Annotated in this window: 3 protein-coding genes; all 3 read left to right on the top strand. The window is 34.8% G+C overall.

Annotation, left to right across the window (positions count from 1 at the left end; all coding sequences use genetic code 11):
• Positions 1-37: 37 nt before the first annotated feature.
• Positions 38-9,817, top strand: a complete 9,780-nt coding sequence (locus tag M3P09_RS05925) for a BspA family leucine-rich repeat surface protein (RefSeq protein WP_249972397.1) — start codon at positions 38-40, stop codon at positions 9,815-9,817.
• A gap of 213 nt (positions 9,818-10,030) precedes the next feature.
• On the top strand, positions 10,031-19,585 hold the full coding sequence (locus M3P09_RS05930) for a BspA family leucine-rich repeat surface protein (protein ID WP_249972398.1): 9,555 nt from the start codon (positions 10,031-10,033) through the stop codon (positions 19,583-19,585).
• A 334-nt stretch (positions 19,586-19,919) separates the two neighbouring features.
• Positions 19,920-20,678, top strand: a complete 759-nt coding sequence (locus M3P09_RS05935; RefSeq protein ID WP_249972399.1) for a T9SS type A sorting domain-containing protein — start codon at positions 19,920-19,922, stop codon at positions 20,676-20,678.
• Positions 20,679-20,817: the final 139 nt, after the last annotated feature.

Genomic DNA, 20,817 nt, shown 5'->3' on the forward strand with positions numbered 1-20,817 from the left:
TAGGTAATTTTGTTTAATAACAAAACCCCTTTAAGTTATGTTAAAAAGAATATTCACCTTAATTTTTTTTATAACTATTGGTGCAAATGCATTATTAGCACAAAATGCGCTTAATGGTGATGGTAGTTGGCATACTATAAATTATACAGGTAATTATGAAGATTTTACAATTCCTACTACTAACTATACACATATAGAGTTTGAAATAATTGGAGCAGATGGAGGTAATGCAAGAGGTACTGCTTGCGATCGTATTGCTGGAGGGAACGGTGCCATTATTAATGCAACATGGAATATTGGTAATGGTATAGGCGAAATTTCAGAAGGTAAAACATTACGTTTTTATGTAGGACAAGCTGGAGCAGGAAGTGGAACAAATGGTGCTGGTGGAGGCGGTGGTGGTTCCGCAATAGTTGTTTTAGGAGGAGATAACTCTATTTTATCAGTAGCTGGTGGTGGTGGTGGCTCTTATGCAAATGAAAGTTTATTTGGTTGTGTTGAGAAATATGGTAAGGATGCATCTTTAACAGAAAATGCAAATTCTGGGGGTTCTGATGGGAATGGAGGTGAAACCATTTCTGGCAATTTTTATTCTTATGGAGGCGGAGGCGGAGGCGCTTTTGATTCTGCAAGAGATGATGATGGTTTAAATTATACTCATGGTGGTCAACGAGGAATTTGGTATGGGGGTATAGGTGGTATTTTAGAAAATGATCATGATGCATGGGCAGATAATGTAGGTGGTTGGGGATTTGGTGGCGGAGGTGCTGGTTTTGATGATTACGGAAGTTACGGAAACCCAGGTGGCGGCGGTGGCGGCGGTTATTCTGGCGGTGATCATGGTGGTGAGGCTGGGGCCGCAGGAGGAGGAGGGTCGTATATTAGAAACGATTATTATGATTATAACACTTCTATTAGAGTTTCAAATGTAAATAATAGAAATGGAGAAATAAAATATCGTTTTGTTAATAGAACAGATTGTACTCCAGAAATATCTGGTGTAAATGTGTTCGAAGCTACAGATTGTAGTGAACAAGGAAGAGTAGATGTGTTTTTAGCTAATGATGGTGGGTGTAATCCAGAGTATATAGAGATAAGATATGTTTTATATAGGTCAGACGATCCGGGTTGGCAGAGATATTCTAATAATGGAATTTACGAAAACTTACCTGTCGGGGATTATCAAGTTTGGGTTTTTAGAGATATAAATGCTTATACCAACCAGAGAGAATGGTATGATGATACTCATTTCTCAATTACTTCAAACCTAGCAGATAACGAATTCCCAACAGCAGTCTTAAAAGATCTTACGGCAACTTTAGATGCTAATGGTGAAGTTACTGTTCTTGCTGCCGATGCAGATAATGGTTCTTACGATGATTGTGCAATAGATAGAATTGTATTTCCATTAGATAATTCAGAAGGTGTTAGAGAGTATTTAAGCTCACGAACTTTTGATTGTACTGATTTAGGAACACAAACCCTTGTTGTATGGGTTTATGATACAGCAGGAAAAATCCATGGAGCAACTTTTGATTTAACTATTATAGACCAAGAAGCACCAATAATAAATGAAAATGTAAACTCGCCAGCTGAAGCTATATATGATATAGAAATTCCAAATAATGGCTCAATAACGTTAGATGAAGCTTATTTTAGTGAAGTTTTAACCTATTTTATTGATGCACCTTGCGCAAATGGTACATTAAGTTTAAACTCTTCGGTGATTGGTAGTTCTTTTACCTGTGCAGACGTAGGTAGTACGATGTCTTATCCTACCACAGTAGTGGATGAATTCGGAAATGAATCTCCTCAATTTCCAATTACCTTAAACATTATTGATACAGACATTCCAGTTATTGAATATAACGAAACTATTAATCTTTCTGTAAACGCTACTAGTGGAGATACTGTTTTAACGATTAATGATATTATTAGCAGTATAACTTATACAGGGTGTTTAACAGATGCTGAGATTCGTTCCGACTATAATTGGCCAGCAGGCGGCATTACATACACTTGTAATAGTCTTGGAAGTTATACATACGAAATAACACCCACAAATAATACAACATTCCCAACCTTAAACATAAGTGTGGCTATAGATGACGCTATTCCTACTAATGTAACTGTAAATGACGCAACGGTTCTATTGAACAATGAAGGATTAGGATATTTATCAATGGATGATTTGGTATTTAATGCACAAGCAAATCAATGCTATACATTAGAAGAAATTGCGGCTAATTATTCGTTGCCTCCTATATATACTACATTTAGTTGTGTGGACAAAGGCACAACACAAACCACCCTTTTAGATAAGTTAAATGAGAATTTTCCAGATATTAGCTTGGTTATACATGTTAATGATCCGGGGCCATGTATTGTTGATCCTAGCACTTATTTTATTACCACTTGGGAAACCACAACACCTAATGAAACCATTACCATTCCTACTACAGGCAATAATTATAATTATACGGTAATTTGGGGAGATGGCATAGAAGAACAAGGGTTTACAGGAAATGCTAGTCATGAATATTTTACACCAGGCATTTATGAAGTCATCATTATTGGTGATTTCCCCAGAATTTACTTTAATGGATCCGAAGATAGAGATAAGATTCGCAGCGTAGCACAATGGGGAACGAACCCTTGGGTATCAATGAAATATGCATTTGTAGGCTGCTCAAACCTAGATGTAACGGCCACAGATGTACCCGATCTCTCCAATGTAACGAATTTTGATAGTATGTTTAGAAACTGTCACAATCTTGTAGGAACATCTGCTTTTAATAACTGGGATGTGTCTACCATAGAAAATATGAGATGGTTATTCTATAAAGCTTATAAATTCAACCAAGATTTAAGCAACTGGAATGTATCCAATGTTACCGATATGTGGGTAGCCTTTGGTGAGTGTCTAAAATTCAATCAGGACATTTCCAGTTGGGATGTGAGTAACTTAGGACAAGCTGGTTATATGTTTGTCAATGCACATGAGTTCAATCAGGATATTAGCAATTGGGATGTGTCTAATTTAAGAAGTACATTCCACATGTTTAAAAATGCATATGCTTTTGATCAGGATATAGGAGCATGGGATATTTCTAATGTAACAAGCGCTGAAGAAATGTTTATTGGTGCTAAATTGTCTCAACAAAATTATGACAACTTATTAATAGGTTGGAGTACTTTAGATCCAGGTGAAACTCAAATCCCTTCAAACCTTGTTCTTAATGGAGGAAACAGTCAATATTGTATTGGAGAAAGCGCAAGAGATATATTAACCGATCCATCTGGATTAAATTGGACCATTACAGATGATGGAAGTAATTGTTCGGATGCATTTATTACAAAATGGAGAACTACCACTCCTTATGAGATTATAACTATTCCAACAACAGGATCTGGATATAATTATACTGTAGATTGGGGTGATGGTACAATACAAAATAATATAACGGGTAATACAAGCCATACTTATGCCGCTCCTGACATACATACAATAAAAATCTATGGCGATTTCCCAAGAATTTATTTTAATGCTACTGGCGATTATCAAAAGCTTTTAGAAATTTCTCAATGGGGAAGCTACCCTTGGTCGTCTATGGAATATGCCTTTTTTGGTTGTTTAAATTTAGATGTAACAGCAACAGATACACCTAATTTATCACAGGTAAGTTCTTTAAACGGGATGTTTTTTGCTTGTGAAAATTTAGTAGGAACACCTGCCTTTAATACTTGGAATGTTTCAACAATAACAAGCATGAAAGAACTTTTTTATGCAGCTTTGTTATTTAATCAACCACTGAACGATTGGGATGTATCTAACGTAACGACCATGTCAGAAATGTTTCGTAGTGCAATTACTTTTAATCAACCATTGGACAATTGGGATGTTTCAGCGGTAGAGAATATGTCGCATCAGTTTTTTGCAGCATCTTCATTTAATCAAGATTTAGGCAATTGGGATATTTCTAGTTTGAATTTTGCATCTGCAATGCTATCAAGCACATCATTATCCTGGGAAAATTATGATAGCTTATTAATAGGTTGGCAAACCTTAAGTGATGAAGAAACACAAATTCCTACCAATGTTACATTTCATGCAGGAAGCAGCAGTGTATACTGTCTAGGAGAAGATGCAAGACAAAGTTTAATAGACGATGCTTCTTGGACAATTTCAGATGGAGGAAAACAATGCCCTCAGATTAGTGTTCCTGATCTAACAGGAGATACCCAAGTTAACGCAGAAGTAGCATTAACGAATGTTGGATTGATGCTAGGTACTAATACTGAATTCTATAGCCAAACCATTGCTTTAGGCAATATTATTAGTCAAAACCCAGAAGCTGGTGTGGATGCAGATCTAGGTTCGGAAGTAAACGTTATGACATCATTAGGGCCAAGCCCTATAAAAATTACTGGTGTTATGTCTGCCAATACTGTGTTTACTAATACGATTGAATTGTACGTCTATGAAGATATTCCAGATTTAAGTGTTTTTTCCATTGGTATTGTGGGTGATGGCGGAGGTTCAGATGGTCAAGAATTTTACCTCTCTGGTTCTGCTACTGCAGGAGATTTTATTTATTTAACCAGTGATCTAGATACTTTTGAAGCGTTTTTTGGGTTTGCAGCCAATTTTAATTTAGGCAGAATCAATGATTTTAGAGGCTATTTTGCTATCGAATTATTTGTTGATGAAGTTGAGTCTCCTGTATTATTAGATAGTTATGGTGATGTTAATGTTAATGGAGGTACTGCATCATGGAATTTCACAAAAGGTTGGGCATACCGTATAAATAACACAGGGCCAGATGGAGGTTTTATAGAGTCTAACTGGCGTATACCTGGTCAAGATATTTTATTTGGTAACCCGCTAACAAATGCAACAGCTCCAGTACCTTTTCCGGTAGGCACTTATGACCTTCCATACGATAATGTACCTCCTAGTGCGGTTTGTCAAGATTTAAATATTACTCTGGATTCATCAGGTTTTTCAACTACTCCAGACCTTATTAATAATAATTCCACAGATGATGTCGGTATTGCTTTAATGCTCATAGATAACTCTTTTTTTGGTTGTACCGATGCAGGTGCGAATCAAATAACATTAACTGTTTATGATGCAGCAGGGAATAAAGACACTTGTATATCTCATGTTAATATTACGTTAGAAGATTCTCAAGTCTTGTGTAGAGATAAAACGGTAGCATTAAGTTTTAATGACCAAGTAACAGTTACCATAGATGATCTTTTTACTGGGTTTGAAGGTCCTTGTGTTAGTGAAGGTGCTTCTTGGTATTTAACAGATACAGCACCAGGTATTGGTTCTGGAACAGGAGAGGGGTTTAATGGACGAACAACAGTAAATAGCCCTACAGATGATGTTTTCGATAAAGGAACAGGAATATATTATGAATCATTCACGTTTACCGTGCCAGAAGATGGTAACTATGCACCACAGTTTAACTTTAGTACTTCAGAGGCAGATGATTTATTGTTTGTTTTTGTAAGTGAACAACCTGTTGCACCAAATACAGGAGATGTTACAAACAGACCAGGATTTTTAGATGGTTTCGTATACAATCAACCCAATAATTATCTTGGGTCTTTTAGCAATAATGATGCTGTGTTTTTAAGTAGTGGAACAACCTATTACCTTCAAGTTGTAGTCGAGTCTGGGGCACCAGCAACATTTAGTGGGGGTATAAATACAGGTGCAGGTTTTAATACTTTCGATGCTATAACTTATACCTCTGCAGATATAGGGGATAATACCATATATGTTGTTCTTATAGATGACCTTGGTCGTATGTCTTATTGTGAGTCTAAAGTAACAGTAACTACATCTAATCCATTTATAACAACATGGCAAACAGATAATCCTAATGAAACCATAACTATTCCTACTGCAGGTGGAGCTTATAGATATGATGTGGACTGGGGTGATGGTAACATTAATTATGGAGTTATTAGTAATATTAGTCATAGATATGCAATATCAGGAACCCATACCGTAAAAATTACAGGAAACTTCCCAAGAATCTATTTTAATAATGATGGAGATAAAAATAAGCTATTAACCGTAGAACAATGGGGTAATATAGAGTGGTCTTCAATGGAATCTGCTTTCCGTGGATGTCAAAATCTTACTATAACTAATGCAACTATTGATACACCAAACCTATCTCATACAACATCTTTAGCATCTATGTTTCATGGTTGTAATGCCTTTAATGGTAATATAGGTAACTGGGATGTCTCTAACATTACATCTATGGAATCTATGTTCCGTAATTGCACTGTTTTTAATCAAGATATAGCTAATTGGAACGTCTCTAATGTTACATCCATGGCTTCTATGTTTAGAGGTTGCGATGTATTTAATTACAGTATTAATAGTTGGAATGTTTCTAATGTTACAACTATGGAAGCGATATTTCGTAATTGTGAAGCTTTTAATCAAGACCTTAACAATTGGGATCTTAGCAATGTTACAAATCTTACGGACGCTTTTAGCTATGCACATAATTTCAACGGAAATATAACTTCATGGAATGTGGGTAATGTAACGACCATGGCAGATATGTTTCTAGAAGCAACGGTTTTTAATGGCGATATTTCATTATGGAATGTTTCTAATGTAACTGACATGTCTGGGATGTTTCATCTTGCAACCCATTTCAACAGCGATATATCGTCCTGGGATGTCGGTAATGTACAGTATATGCAGTCCATGTTTGAAGAAGCTTCTAATTTCAACCAAAACATCAGTAATTGGAATGTGGCTAATGTTATCAATATGAGCGGTATGTTTGATGGTGCTATTAACTTTAATCAAAATTTAGGAAACTGGAATGTAGCAACTGTCACAGATATGTCATTTATGTTTGCTGGTGCAGAAGTTTTCAATCAAGATATATCTGCATGGAACGTAAATCAGGTAACAAACATGGCTGAAATGTTTCATGAGGCTTATAATTTTGACCAAAACCTAGGGGATTGGTATATTAGTAGTATTGTTGACACTGGAAGTAATTCAGGTCTAAGGGGCATGTTTAAAAATGTCGGATTGTCACTAGAAAATTATGATGCTACACTCATAGGTTGGAGATTTATGACCAGTTCTATGGGGTCAAATACCCCATCTAATCTTGTTTTTGATGGAGGTTCAAGTAAGTATTGCATTGCTTCTTCTGCTAAAGCGTGGTTACTAAATAATAAAGGGTGGTCCATTACGGATGGAGGGCAACAATGTTCGTTTGATGATGCTTTTATAATGACTATCAATACAGAGAACCCGGGAATTACAAATAATAACTCCATTTCATTATTTGTTTATGGGGACAAATTAATTGATTGGGGAGATGGTAACATTCAGGCACCATCTGGAATAGGAACTCATACATATGCAACCCCAGGAATATATACCATAAAAATAATTGGCAATTTTTATTTTAATCAGGATAACAATAGTGACCCTACGGATAGTGCTAAATTTGTAGATATACAGCAATGGGGAAATAACAAATGGACTACGATGAATTCGGCTTTTTCAAACTGTGTTAATTTACAAATTACTGCACCAGACACCCCTGACTTGTCTGAGATTAATAATATGGGTGCTGCTTTTTCGGGGTGTACATCTCTAGGGAATACCGATGTCTTTACTAATTGGGATTTAAGCAATGTAACGAATACGACTTTTATGTTTCTAAATTCTAGTTTTAATGGCGATATAAGTAATTGGGATGTTTCAAATGTTAGTTATATGGATGGTATGTTTCTAAATGCATCAAACTTTAATCAGGATCTTGGGGATTGGGATATTAGCAATTTACGAGACGCCTATAATATTTTTAAGGGTGCAGCTTTGTCTGTTGAAAATTACGACACTATTTTAATCGGTTGGAGTACAGATTCAAGCGGTATAGATGGCGATGGTATAGATGATATTCCAGCTAATCGTTATTTGGGAACTATAAGTGCTCAATATTGTGCAGGACTTGATGCACGTACAGCATTAATCAACACTCATGGATGGAATTTTAACGATGATGGCTTAGATCCAAATTGTTCAGAAGCTTTTGACAATGCTTTTATAATGACCATCAATACAGAGAACTCAGGAATTACAGATAATAACTCTATAGATTTATTTGTTTATGGAGAGAAAGTAATAGATTGGGGAGATGGTAATGTAGAAGAAGCAAACAGAACAGGTACACATACCTATACAACTCCAGGAATATATACCATAAAAATAATTGGCGATTTTTATTTTAATCAGGATAACGATGGTGACCCTACAGATAGTGCCAAATTTGTAGATATACAGCAATGGGGAAATAGCAAATGGACTAGGATGAATTCGGCTTTTTCAAGCTGTGTTAATTTACAGATCACAGCTAGTGATATCCCCAATTTATCTGAAGTTAATAATATGGGTAGTGCTTTCTCGGGGTGTACATCTCTAGGAAATACAGGTATTTTTGCTAATTGGGATGTAAGCAATGTAACGCGTATGAATTTTATGTTTATGAATTCTAGTTTCAATAAAGATATTAGTAATTGGGATGTTTCTAATGTATTAGAAATGGACGGTATGTTTCGAAATGCATCATATTTTAATCAGGATCTTGGGGATTGGGATATTAGCAATTTGAGGGACGCTTTTAATATTTTTAATGGAACTGCTTTGTCTGTTGAGAATTACGATGCTATTTTAGTGGGTTGGAGTACAGATTCAAGCGGTATAGATGGCGATGGTATAGATGATATTCCTATAAACCGTTCTCTGGGAACTATAAGTGCTCAATACTGTGCTGGTGCTAGTGCTAGAGAAGAATTGATAACTACTCACGGATGGTCATTCAATGATCAAGGACAAGCAGATGGTTGCGCTATTCAAGTTTCCCCAAAAGTTTATTTACAAGGCGCAAGTTTAAATCCAAATACAGGGGAAGAAAGTTTAATGCGTGATGATTTAAGAGTGGCTAACTATATACCTACGATGTCTCCCTATGGAGATGGATTAATAGCAGATGTCTCAGTGTTCACTGTTGTGGGCACTGATGCCATCGTAGATTGGGTTTTTATAGAATTAAGAGATAAGACCAATAACACTCTGGTAATTGATAGTCAATCAGCCTTACTGCAACGTGATGGTGATGTGGTAGGAATAGATGGTATTTTACCATTGTTTTTTGACTTACCAGAAGATGATTATCATGTGGTTGTAAAACACCGTAATCATTTAGGTATTATGAGTGCTAGTGCTATAGCCTTAAGTAGCACAGCTACAACAATAGATTTTACAGATGTAGGCATGAATACATATGGTACACATGCCCAGATAGATGTATCGTTTACAGGTGCAGGTCCTATGGCTATGTTGGCAGGAGATGCAGATGGTAATGGTTTTGTTAATATTTCAGGAACAGGCGATTCAGGAAAGCTATCTACAAAACTATATTCAGAACCAGACAATACAGCGTTTAGTTTAAGTTATACAGGAATAGAAGGTTATTATAACGAAGATCTAGATATGGATAGCAAGGTGCTTTACAGTGCAGGAGGCGATTTTACCCAATTGCAAACCATGCTTTATACCCATCCAGGGAACACAGGGTTTAGTTTGTCATTTTCAGGTTACACCACACAGTTACCAATAGGAGGTACAATATCTAAACTGTTGACAACAAAAGAAGTTGAGAAAACACCAAAAACAATAACAGTAGAATATATAGAGATAAACGATAAGTTAGAGAAAGTATCAACGTTTATTAAGTATCCTGTTAAGCATTAATAGGATTTTTTCTGGTAAATCACACATAATTTATACTATTTAAAAGCGTATATAAAAGCCTCAAGAAAACTAAACTTGAGTCTTTTTTGAGTAAAACGATTACTAGTAGAAGAATTATTTATAAGTACCACTACGTAGTATTTACGTGCTGTCTCTTATTTTTCAAAACTAACACTCAAACTACCTTGCACATGATTTAAATTTTAAATAATCATGAAAGCAAAAACCCCTTTAATTACCCTAGTACTATTCATTCTCTTTTTTAGTCTGCAAAGTGTTAAAGCACAATGTGGTCCGGTACATGATATTGTACAGTCAGGCGCCAATGATCGTGATGAGGTCATCGATATAATGGGAAATTCATTTATAGCAACTTGTGATGGAGAAATTGAAGGATTCTCCTTTTGGACTCATGAAGTTTTACAAGGACAAAATGATGTAACAGTAGAGATGTACAAAAACCCTTTTAGTACTAATCGTGAGTTATTGGCAACCGGAACAAGAAACATCGGTACCCATTCTGCTTCTAATCAAGGAGTAGAGCAGTATGTTTTATTTAATAACCCTTCAGAAGTGGAATCTGGAACAGAGTATGGGATTCGAATCATAAAAGATAGTCCTAATAGTCATATAGATATAAAATATGATGATAGGAACCCATATACACAAGGAACTATGTTTATTTTTTCTGATTTTAGAGTACCAAATGCTTGGATACCCAGAGATTTGAAGTTTCATATACATTATAAAGATGAACCTCCAATAGCTCGTTGTAGAGATCTTACAGTGATATTAGATGCTAATGGTGAGGCAAGTATAAACGCATCAGAGGTTAACAATGGTTCTACTACTCGAGGTGGCTTTATTATCTATGACGGAAATATTAATTTTGATTGTTCTCACCTTGGAAGTAATAATTTTATTGATTTAAGCATTAGTGCTAACGGTCTTACTGATAGTTGTACTGCAACAATAACTGTTATTAGCGGTAACTATGCAGACATTCAATGCAGTGATTATATTGTTGCTAACGATCCAGGTCAGAGTTTTGCCATTATTCGTCCAGCAGACTTTGATGGGAGTAACATAACCATTAATGATAATGGCTGCCCTAGTGATACATTCACAGGTTCATATAGAGCCTCTGGTTTTGGTTTTACATATTTTATAGGTCAACCAAGACAAGTTACTTATACGTATACTAATAATTACGGAGAAGAACAATCGTGTACCTTTAATGTCATTGTAAATGATACAGAAGCACCTGTACTTGGTGGATGTCCAACAACAGATGTTGTGTTACTAGAAGGCGAAACATTACAAGAACCTAGTACTAGTGGCAGTAGTGACAATTATGATGCTAACAGTCAATTGGTTATAGAACGATTAGATGCTGGTCCTGCTTTTGGTACAGTGCCTACTTCAAATTTTACAGTACAATATCGTATTGTAGATACTAGCGGAAATAGAAGTAGTATTTGTAGTTATAATGTGGTTATCGACAACGCACCCGTAATTACTTGTTCATCACCTTCTGTTATAGTCGATGAAAATACAAGCACATCTGAGTTTACACTAAATGAACTTGCAAATGCTACCAACGATTTATCAGCAACTGCTAATCTTGCTTTTGGAACAGGAACAGAAGTTCCGGTTGTATTAGATAATAATAGCCCTACAGATCAAATTCTTAATTTACCAACAGGTTTTCATTATCAGTTATTTGAGTTAATACCACCAACCACAGGAAGTTACACATTCACTTTGTCTGGTAATAATTCGAGTAATTTATTTATTTGGGAAGATAGTTTTAATCCAAACACAGGAGATTTTGCTTTAAGACCAGGTTATGTTGGGTTTGCAAGTTTTAATGCAAATGGATCGCTAGCTCAAGGAAGTAACAACAATACCTTTAGCTTACAACGAGGTAAGACCTATTACATGTCTGTGTTAGAAGATGGTGAAAATCTATTTTTTACAGGAACACTAGCTTTTAGTTCAGAATTAATTTATGTAAATGGGCCTTCTTCAATTACCTTAGATTTAGATTGTTCTGATGCGGGAACTATTATAGCAACTAATAGCGTGTATGCATATGAAGATAATGGGCAAAATACTAGTTGTGTACCAAGTATAAATGCTACCGAGAATGTAGCGCCAGAATTTATAGATTGCCCAACAGATATTACTGTTGATATAGATCCAAACAGTGCAGGTGCTATTGTTAATTTTGTTATTAGCGCTACTGATAATTGTACAGCGACAGAAGATTTACAAATTTCTCAAACCAGTGGATTGGGTAGTGGAGAATTGTTCCCAACCGGTGAGACCATCCAAACGTTTACGGTTACAGATGCTAGTGGAAATACAGGTGAGTGTACATTTACAATAACTGTAGAAGATACAGAAGGACCAATAATTAGTTGTCAAGATGTTACTGTTCCAGAACTCCCAACAACAGATATTGGATATACCATTTTACCTTCAGATTTTGACAATGGCTCTACCGATAATTCTAGTCAATTAAATTTTTTAGCAGAGTATGATCAATTTTACGTTAATATAGACAATACAAGTCCTGTACATTCAAACTTATACCATCAATCTTCAATCTTCATGGTGCCATCTAATGGAGCGTATACGTTTGATTTTGACCTTATCAAAAACGATGGAGGATCAGGAACGTTCGTGTCTCAATTTAGGTATAGTATATGGAATATTCCGCCAACAGAAAATGGAGAAGGTCTTATAGTCGATACAACAATTGATATTGCTACAGGTCAAGTTGTAAGTGGAAATACAACCACGACCTTAAGTGCAGGCATAAAATACTATATGCATATATATGCAGCATCAAGTACAAGTACAACTTTTGAGAATTTAACAGGAATAATGTCTGTAGAGACAAGCATAAGCTCGTCTTTACCAATGTTTATTGATTGTAGTACTGTAAATATTGATGATGTTACAATTACTGCTGTTGATGGAGTAGGTAATACAGATACTTGTACGGCATCAGTATCAGTATCTAATATTAGTTGCCCAATAGAATTAATTATATCACCTACAGCAAACCAGGATTTTCAGTTGCCATTTATGCCATATACAGGTGAAACATATACTGTAGATTGGGGAGATGGAACATCTACAACAGGACATACAGGATATACTAACCATAATTACGCTCTTGCAGAAGAGTATACTATAAAAGTATATGGAAATATTTCATATTTCAGATTCTCAGATGTAGATCTAAATGATGCAAATGCTCCAATATTAAAAAGTGTAGTAAGTTGGGGAGATAATGTTTGGGAAACCATGTTAGAGGCATTTAATGGGTGTAGTAACCTAGAATCTTTGCCAGTCACGCCACCAAACTTGTCTAACGTTACAAATATGAATCATATGTTCGCTAGGGCAAGTATATTCAATCAAGATATAAGTAACTGGGATGTATCTAATGTGACTGATATGGAAGGGCTTTTTGCTGCCACAATATTTAATCAACCCTTAAATGGCTGGAATGTATCTAATGTAACTACTATGGAAGGAATGTTTTTCTCCGCCACAGAATTTAATCAACCTCTTAATAACTGGAATGTATCTAATGTAATTAACATGACTGGAATGTTTTTAGATGCATATGCGTTTAATGGAGATATTACTACTTGGAATACATCAAATTTAGTTAATGCTAATGGTATGTTTGCTACTGCATCATCATTTAATCAGAATCTTGGAACTTGGGATATCAGCTCATTAAATAATGCTTTTGCAATGTTTAGTAATACTAGCTTATCAACTACTAATTATGATAATTTATTAATAGGTTGGGCAAATTTAGATGCAGGAGAAACGCAGATACCTACAGGTACAGCTTTTGATGCACCTCAGAGTCGCTATTGTAATGGAGAAGCTGCAAGAACCGAATTAATGAGTACATACGGTTGGGCTATTAGCGATGGTGGCCGAGATCCATTTTGTGGTGTTTCTGAAGAAGAATTATTTATTACCGAATGGAATGCAAATGGTAATAGAATTATAGAAATACCTACAAATGGAAATGGTTATAATTATAGTATAGATTGGGGTGACGGTACTTTTAGTTATAATCAAACAGGTAATGTTTCTCATGAGTATACGTCTACTGGACAATACGATGTGAAAATATATGGAGATTTCCCAAGAATTCATTTTGGAAGCTCAACATCTGCAAATCGAACTAAAATAAGAGAAGTTAAACAATGGGGCGCTATAGAGTGGTCTTCAATGGCAGGTGCTTTTTTAGAATGTAGTAATTTAAAAGTTACAGCTACTGACATACCAAATTTATCTAATGTTACAAATACGTCATCTATGTTTAAAGATTGTACTTCTTTAACAGAAAATGATATGTTTAATAATTGGGATATGTCTAATGTTTCAAACATGAATAATATGTTTGAATCAGCAACTAATCTTGATCAAAACGTTGGTAATTGGGATATTACAAGTTTAGTTACCGCCAATAATATGTTTACAGATACAGCACTCTCTTATGATAATTATGATGCGCTCTTAATTGGTTGGTCAACACAAGAAGCAGGAGAGGGTTCAATACCAAATAGCGTTTCATTCAATGCCAATGGCTATACATATTGTAACGGTGAAAATGCTAGATTAAATTTATTGTTTAATAATTTTTGGAACATTTTTGGTGATGGTCCAGATGAGTTTTGTGGTTTAGGAAGGCCTTTTATTACCGAATGGCAACTTACAGGTGATTTCCAAACTATAGAAATACCAACAACTGGTAGCGGATATGATTATGTAATAGATTGGGGTGATGGTAGTGATTTTGCAGATGCTACTGTAGAATATGATCAAACGGGTGATGCTTCTCATCAGTATGACATACCAGGTACATACGTAATTAAAATTTATGGCGATTTTCCAAGAATAGATTTCAGTAGTTCTACTGGAGTAAATAAAAGTAAAATAAGAAAAGTTACCCAATGGGGAGATATACAGTGGTCTACTATGCTAAATGCTTTTACAGAGTGTAATAATTTAAGTGTAACCGCTTCTGACACGCCAGATTTGTCTAATGTAACCAGCTTACAAGGCATGTTTAATTCATGCACATTTCTAGTAGGAAATGATTCGTTTAACAATTGGGATGTCTCAAATGTCTCTAATATGATAAACATGTTTAATAATGCAATCTCTTTTAACCAAAATATAGATAATTGGGATATCACAAGTTTAGATAATGCTTCTAGTATGTTTGGAGGTGTAACACTTTCAACAGAAAATTACGATGCTTTGTTAATAGGTTGGTCTACTCAAGAAGCAGGAGAAGGCCCAATACCAAGTAACGTTAATTTCGATGCAGGAAATAGTCGTTATTGTAATGGAGAAATTGAAAGAGCGCGTTTAATAACAAATTTTAGTTGGTCTATTAATGATGGTCTACAAGACCCAACATGTGTTAATCCTGAACCCTTTATAACAACTTGGAATACAGATGTTTCCGGAACACCTAACACTTCTTCAATTATAATACCAACATTTCCTGGAGAAGTATATAATTATACGGTTCTTTGGGGAGACGGTACCTTAGACGAAGGCTTAACCGATAACGCCACTCATGAGTATGCTACACCGGGTGTTTACGAAGTGAAAATTTATGGTGATTTTCCTAGAATTGATTTTAATAGCTCAACATCTGCAAATCGAGCTAAAATAATAGAAGTTACTAATTGGGGAATTAATGAATGGACATCTATGGAAAATGCTTTTTCAGGTTGTGATAATTTAATTGTAACCGCTTCAGACGTACCAAATTTATCTAATGTTTCTAATTTGAGTAACATGTTTTTTCAGTGTTCAAATTTTAACAGCGATATCAATAATTGGGATGTCTCTAATGTTACCAATATGCAAGCAATGTTTTATGGTTGTACAGACTTTAACCAACCCTTAAATAATTGGAATGTCTCTAATGTAACTAATATGTCTGGAATGTTTATTTTTTCTAGTTCATTTAATCAACCTATAAACAATTGGGATGTATCTAATGTTACAGATATGAAATTTATGTTTAATAATGCAGTTTCTTTTGATCAAAATCTAGGAGAATGGGATATTACAAGTTTAGATTTTATAAATAGTATGTTCACTGGTGTAACACTCTCTACAGAAAACTATGATGCTTTATTAATAGGATGGGCAACTCAAGAAACAGGGGAAGGACCAATACCAAGTAATTTAGATTTCGATGGTGGTGATAGCAAATATTGTAATGGAGAAGCTGCAAGAACCGAATTAATGAGCACATACAGTTGGGGTATTAATGATGATGGTCGCGATTTTATTAGTTGTAATTTTTTACCTTTTATAACAAAATGGATTGTAGAAGATGATCAAAGTATAATTATACCTACTTCCGGAACTGGCTATAATTATAGTATAGATTGGGGAGATGGTACCATTGAACATAACTTAACAGGTGATGCTTCTCATACATATGCCATTGGAGGGGAATATGAAGTGAAAATCTATGGAAACTTCCCAAGAATTTATTTTTGGGAAGTCTCAAGTGTTATTACAAAAGAGCGTATACGAGAGGTTGTACAATGGGGAGATATAGAGTGGGCTTCAATGGAGCAAGCTTTTTCTGGTTGTAATCGTTTAAATGTAACAGCAACAGATATACCAGATTTATCTCAAGTAACTAATGCTCTTGGAATGTTTAATGGTTGCCATACGCTTATAGGAAATAGCTCATTTAACAATTGGGATGTGTCTAACATTACCAATATGCAAGGTATGTTTGCTGGTGCAGAACCATTCAATCAAGATATAGGTAATTGGAATGTATCAAATGTTACCAATATGGCCTTTATGTTTTTTGATGCTTATAATTTTAATCAAGATATAGGTAATTGGGATGTCTCTAATGTTACAAACATGGGTAAGATGTTTTATAGTCAATATACTTCTGTTATATTACCATTTGATCAAGATTTAAGTAATTGGGATATTACAAGTTTAGAATTTGGAGCAGGAGATATGTTTAGAAATCTTGCATTGTCTACAGAAAACTACGATGCCTTGTTAATAGGTTGGTCTACCCAAGAAGCAGGAGAAGGACCGATCCCTACAGGTATTACATTTAACCCAGGTCGTAGTCTTTATTGCAATGGCGAAAGTGCAAGAACAGAATTAATGATGACTTATAATTGGGTTATTAATGATTCTGGACTTAGTCCTATATGTGGTCTTACAGAATCACCATTTACTACCAAATGGACTGCTGATATTAGAGAAACCATAACCATCCCAACAATGGGTGATGGTTACAATTACATTGTAGATTGGGGAGATGGCTCATTTGACACAGGCATAATAGGAGATGCTTCTCACGAGTACGACACATTTTATCTTAATGATGATCTTTCTGACCAACAACGTATAGTAAAAATCTATGGCGATTTTCCTAGAATTGACTTTAGCAATTCTACAGATGAAATTAAAGCCAAAATAAAAGAAGTTGTACAATGGGGAGATATAGAGTGGACATCTATGGAAACTGCTTTTTCTGGTTGTAGTAATTTAATTGTAACCGCTTCAGACATACCAGATTTATCTAATGTTACCAATACAGAAGGCATGTTTTCTGGCTGCCAATTGCTTGTAGGAAATGATTCGTTTAACAATTGGGATGTGTCTAATGTTATTAATATGGAGAAGATGTTTCTAAACGCATCAAACTTTGATCAGAATCTGGGAGATTGGGATATCACAAGTTTAGTTTCTGGAACTGAAATGTTTAGTGGTGTAACACTTTCTACAGAAAATTATGATGCGCTGCTCATAGGATGGTCTACTCAAGAAGCAGGAGAAGGACCAATACCAAGTGATATAAATTTAGTGTTTGATGCTGGTAATAGTAAATATTGTGAAGGCGTACATGCCAGAAATCTTTTAGTGGCATCAGTATCTAATGGTGGTTATGGATGGACTATTAATGATCTAGGCATAGAAAACCCAATATGTGGTTTAGGAAATCCTTTTATTACTAAATGGAATGTCGGAGCTAATGAAAGCATAACCATTCCAACTACCGGAACTGGCTACAATTATAGTATAGATTGGGGTGATGGAACTATACAAAGTGATTTAACAGGTAATACAAGCCATACCTATGCTACAGCAGATACTTACGAAGTTAAAATATATGGTGATTTTCCAAGAATCTATTTTTACTCTTCAGACCAGAGTAATAGAAACAAGTTAGAAACCATAGAGCAATGGGGAGATATTGAGTGGACGTCAATGAATAGAGCATTTTATGGTTGCGAAAATTTAAAGATTACTAACCCTGATATAGACGAGCCAGATTTATCTAATGTTACAATTATAGAGTCTATGTTCGTTGACTGTATAAATTTTGACAGTGATATTAGTAATTGGGATGTATCTAATATTATTTATATGGATCATATGTTTAGTGGTTGTATAAATTTTAATCAACCTTTAAATAATTGGGATGTGTCTAATGTTATAGGAATGAGTAACATGTTTTCTGGAGCGACTAGTTTTGATCAAAATCTAGGTGATTGGGATATCACAAATTTACAATATGGAGCAGAGATGTTTACTAATGTAACACTTTCTACAGAAAATTATGATGCGCTGCTCATAGGATGGTCTACTCAAGAAGCAGGAGAAGGGCCAATACCAACAGATTTAGAATTAAATGCAGGTGGTAGTCAATATTGTTTATCAGAGACAGAGAGAACGCTGTTAATGACACCAATTGTTGATGGTGGTTTTGGGTGGACAATCACTGATGGTGATCAAGATACAAATTGTGTTAGAGTTTTATTATCCCCAAAAGTTTATTTACAAGGTGCAAGTTTAAATCCAAATACAGGGGAAGAAAGTTTAATGCGTGATGATTTAAGAGTGGCTAACTATATACCTACGATGTCTCCCTATGGAGATGGATTAATAGCAGATGCCTCAGTGTTCACTGTTGTGGGCACTGATGCCATCGTAGATTGGGTTTTTATAGAATTAAGAGATAAGACCAATAACACTCTGGTAATTGATAGTCAATCCGCCCTGTTGCAACGCGACGGTGATGTAGTAGCTGTAGATGGAGTATCACCATTAACTTTTGATTTACCAGCAGATAATTATCATGTAGTTATCAAACACCGTAATCATTTAGGTATTATGAGTGCTAGTGCTATAGCTTTAAGTGCTATACCAACAATGGTAGATTTTACAGATGTAGGCATGAATACATATGGTACACATGCCCAGATAGATGTATCGTTAACAGGAGCAGGTCCTATGGCCATGTTGGGAGGAGATGCAGATGGTAATGGTTTTGTTAATATTTCAGGAACAGGCGATTCAGGAAAGCTATCTACAAAACTATATTCAGAACCTGACAATACAGCGTTTAGTTTAAGTTATACAGGAACAGCAGGTTATTATAATGAAGATCTAGATATGGATGGCAATGTGCTTTACAGTGCAGGAGGCGATTTTACCCAATTACAAACCATGCTTTATACCCATCCAGGGAACACAGGGTTTAGTTTGTCATTTTCAGGCTACACCACACAGTTACCAATAGGAGGTACAATATCTAAACTGTTGACAACAAAAGAAGTTGTGAAAACACCAAAAACAATAACAGTAGAATATATAGAGATAAACGATAAGTTAGAGAAAGTATCAACGTTTATTACGTATCCTGTTAAGTATTAATATGATTTGTTTTCTGGTAAATCACACATAATTTATACTATTTAAAAGCGCATATAAAAGTCTCAAGAAAACTAAACTTGAGGCTTTTTTGATTAAAATAATAGCCCAACAAGTAAGAAACGATACTTAATATAAGTACTACTACTAGGTATTTACGAGCCGTCTCTTATTTTATAGAGTAAACATTCAAATTACCTTGCACACGATTTATAACTATATAGTTATGAAAGTGTCTCCCTTTAATTATGAAAAATATTTTCTACATGATAAATCTTATGTAAAGTTTCAATATACAATGCTAAATGAATTATTAAAAACCAAATTATAATTAACTATGAAACAACTTTATTTTTTTACAATAATACTTTTAAGTTTAAAATTTTACGCCCAAAACTGTAATATTGGTAATGACGAATTTATTACTCCAATACCAGGTAATTTTATAGCTAATAACTTGTTAGGGACAAAATATACGCTTTCAGAAGAAGGTACATTAAAGTCTATCAATATGATTGGTTTTGGTACTGGTTCTGGAGTGCAAATGGCTGTTTATGATGATAATGCAGGTGTGCCTAATAATTTAATAACTTTTAGTGATTTTGGTACTGTTGGAAACGGAGTAATATCGTTACCTGTAACACCTATTGTTCTTTCTCCGGGTGATTACTGGGTTATGGCAATTTACGAGATTACTAGTGAAGCTACAGACTATGCTAATATAATGGGAAGTACAGTTTATTATAAAGCGTTAGATTATGGTGGGGCCCTACCGACTAATGCTTCAGGGTTTGACAGTTTTCCCAATCGAGATTTTTTGTATTTTTTAGAAATAGAGTGTGGTAACACACTTTCTAACAATAATCATGATTTTAGAGAAGAAGTTTCAATTTTCCCTAATCCAAGTTCAGATTATATTACAATTTCAAATTTAGAGTTTTCTAAAAACTATACTATTATAAACTATTTGGGACAAGAAGTAATGGACGGTACAATTAGTAATAATGAAAAAATTGATATTAGGAGTTTTAATAATGGTCTTTACTTCTTGAAATTTAATAATGAATATACAGTTAAGTTCATAAAAATAGAATAATGTGTTTTAAAGAAATTTAGCTACTAAGGCTAATCTTAAGATGTAAAATAAAAAACACTAATTAATAGCAATCCCCAAAACAAAAAAAAGATGTCATTAAACCTTCTAATAAAAAAGATTAGGAGGTTTTTTTATAAAA

The organism is Jejuia spongiicola (genome assembly GCF_023502325.1).
Lineage (GTDB): Bacteria > Bacteroidota > Bacteroidia > Flavobacteriales > Flavobacteriaceae > Wocania_A > Wocania_A spongiicola.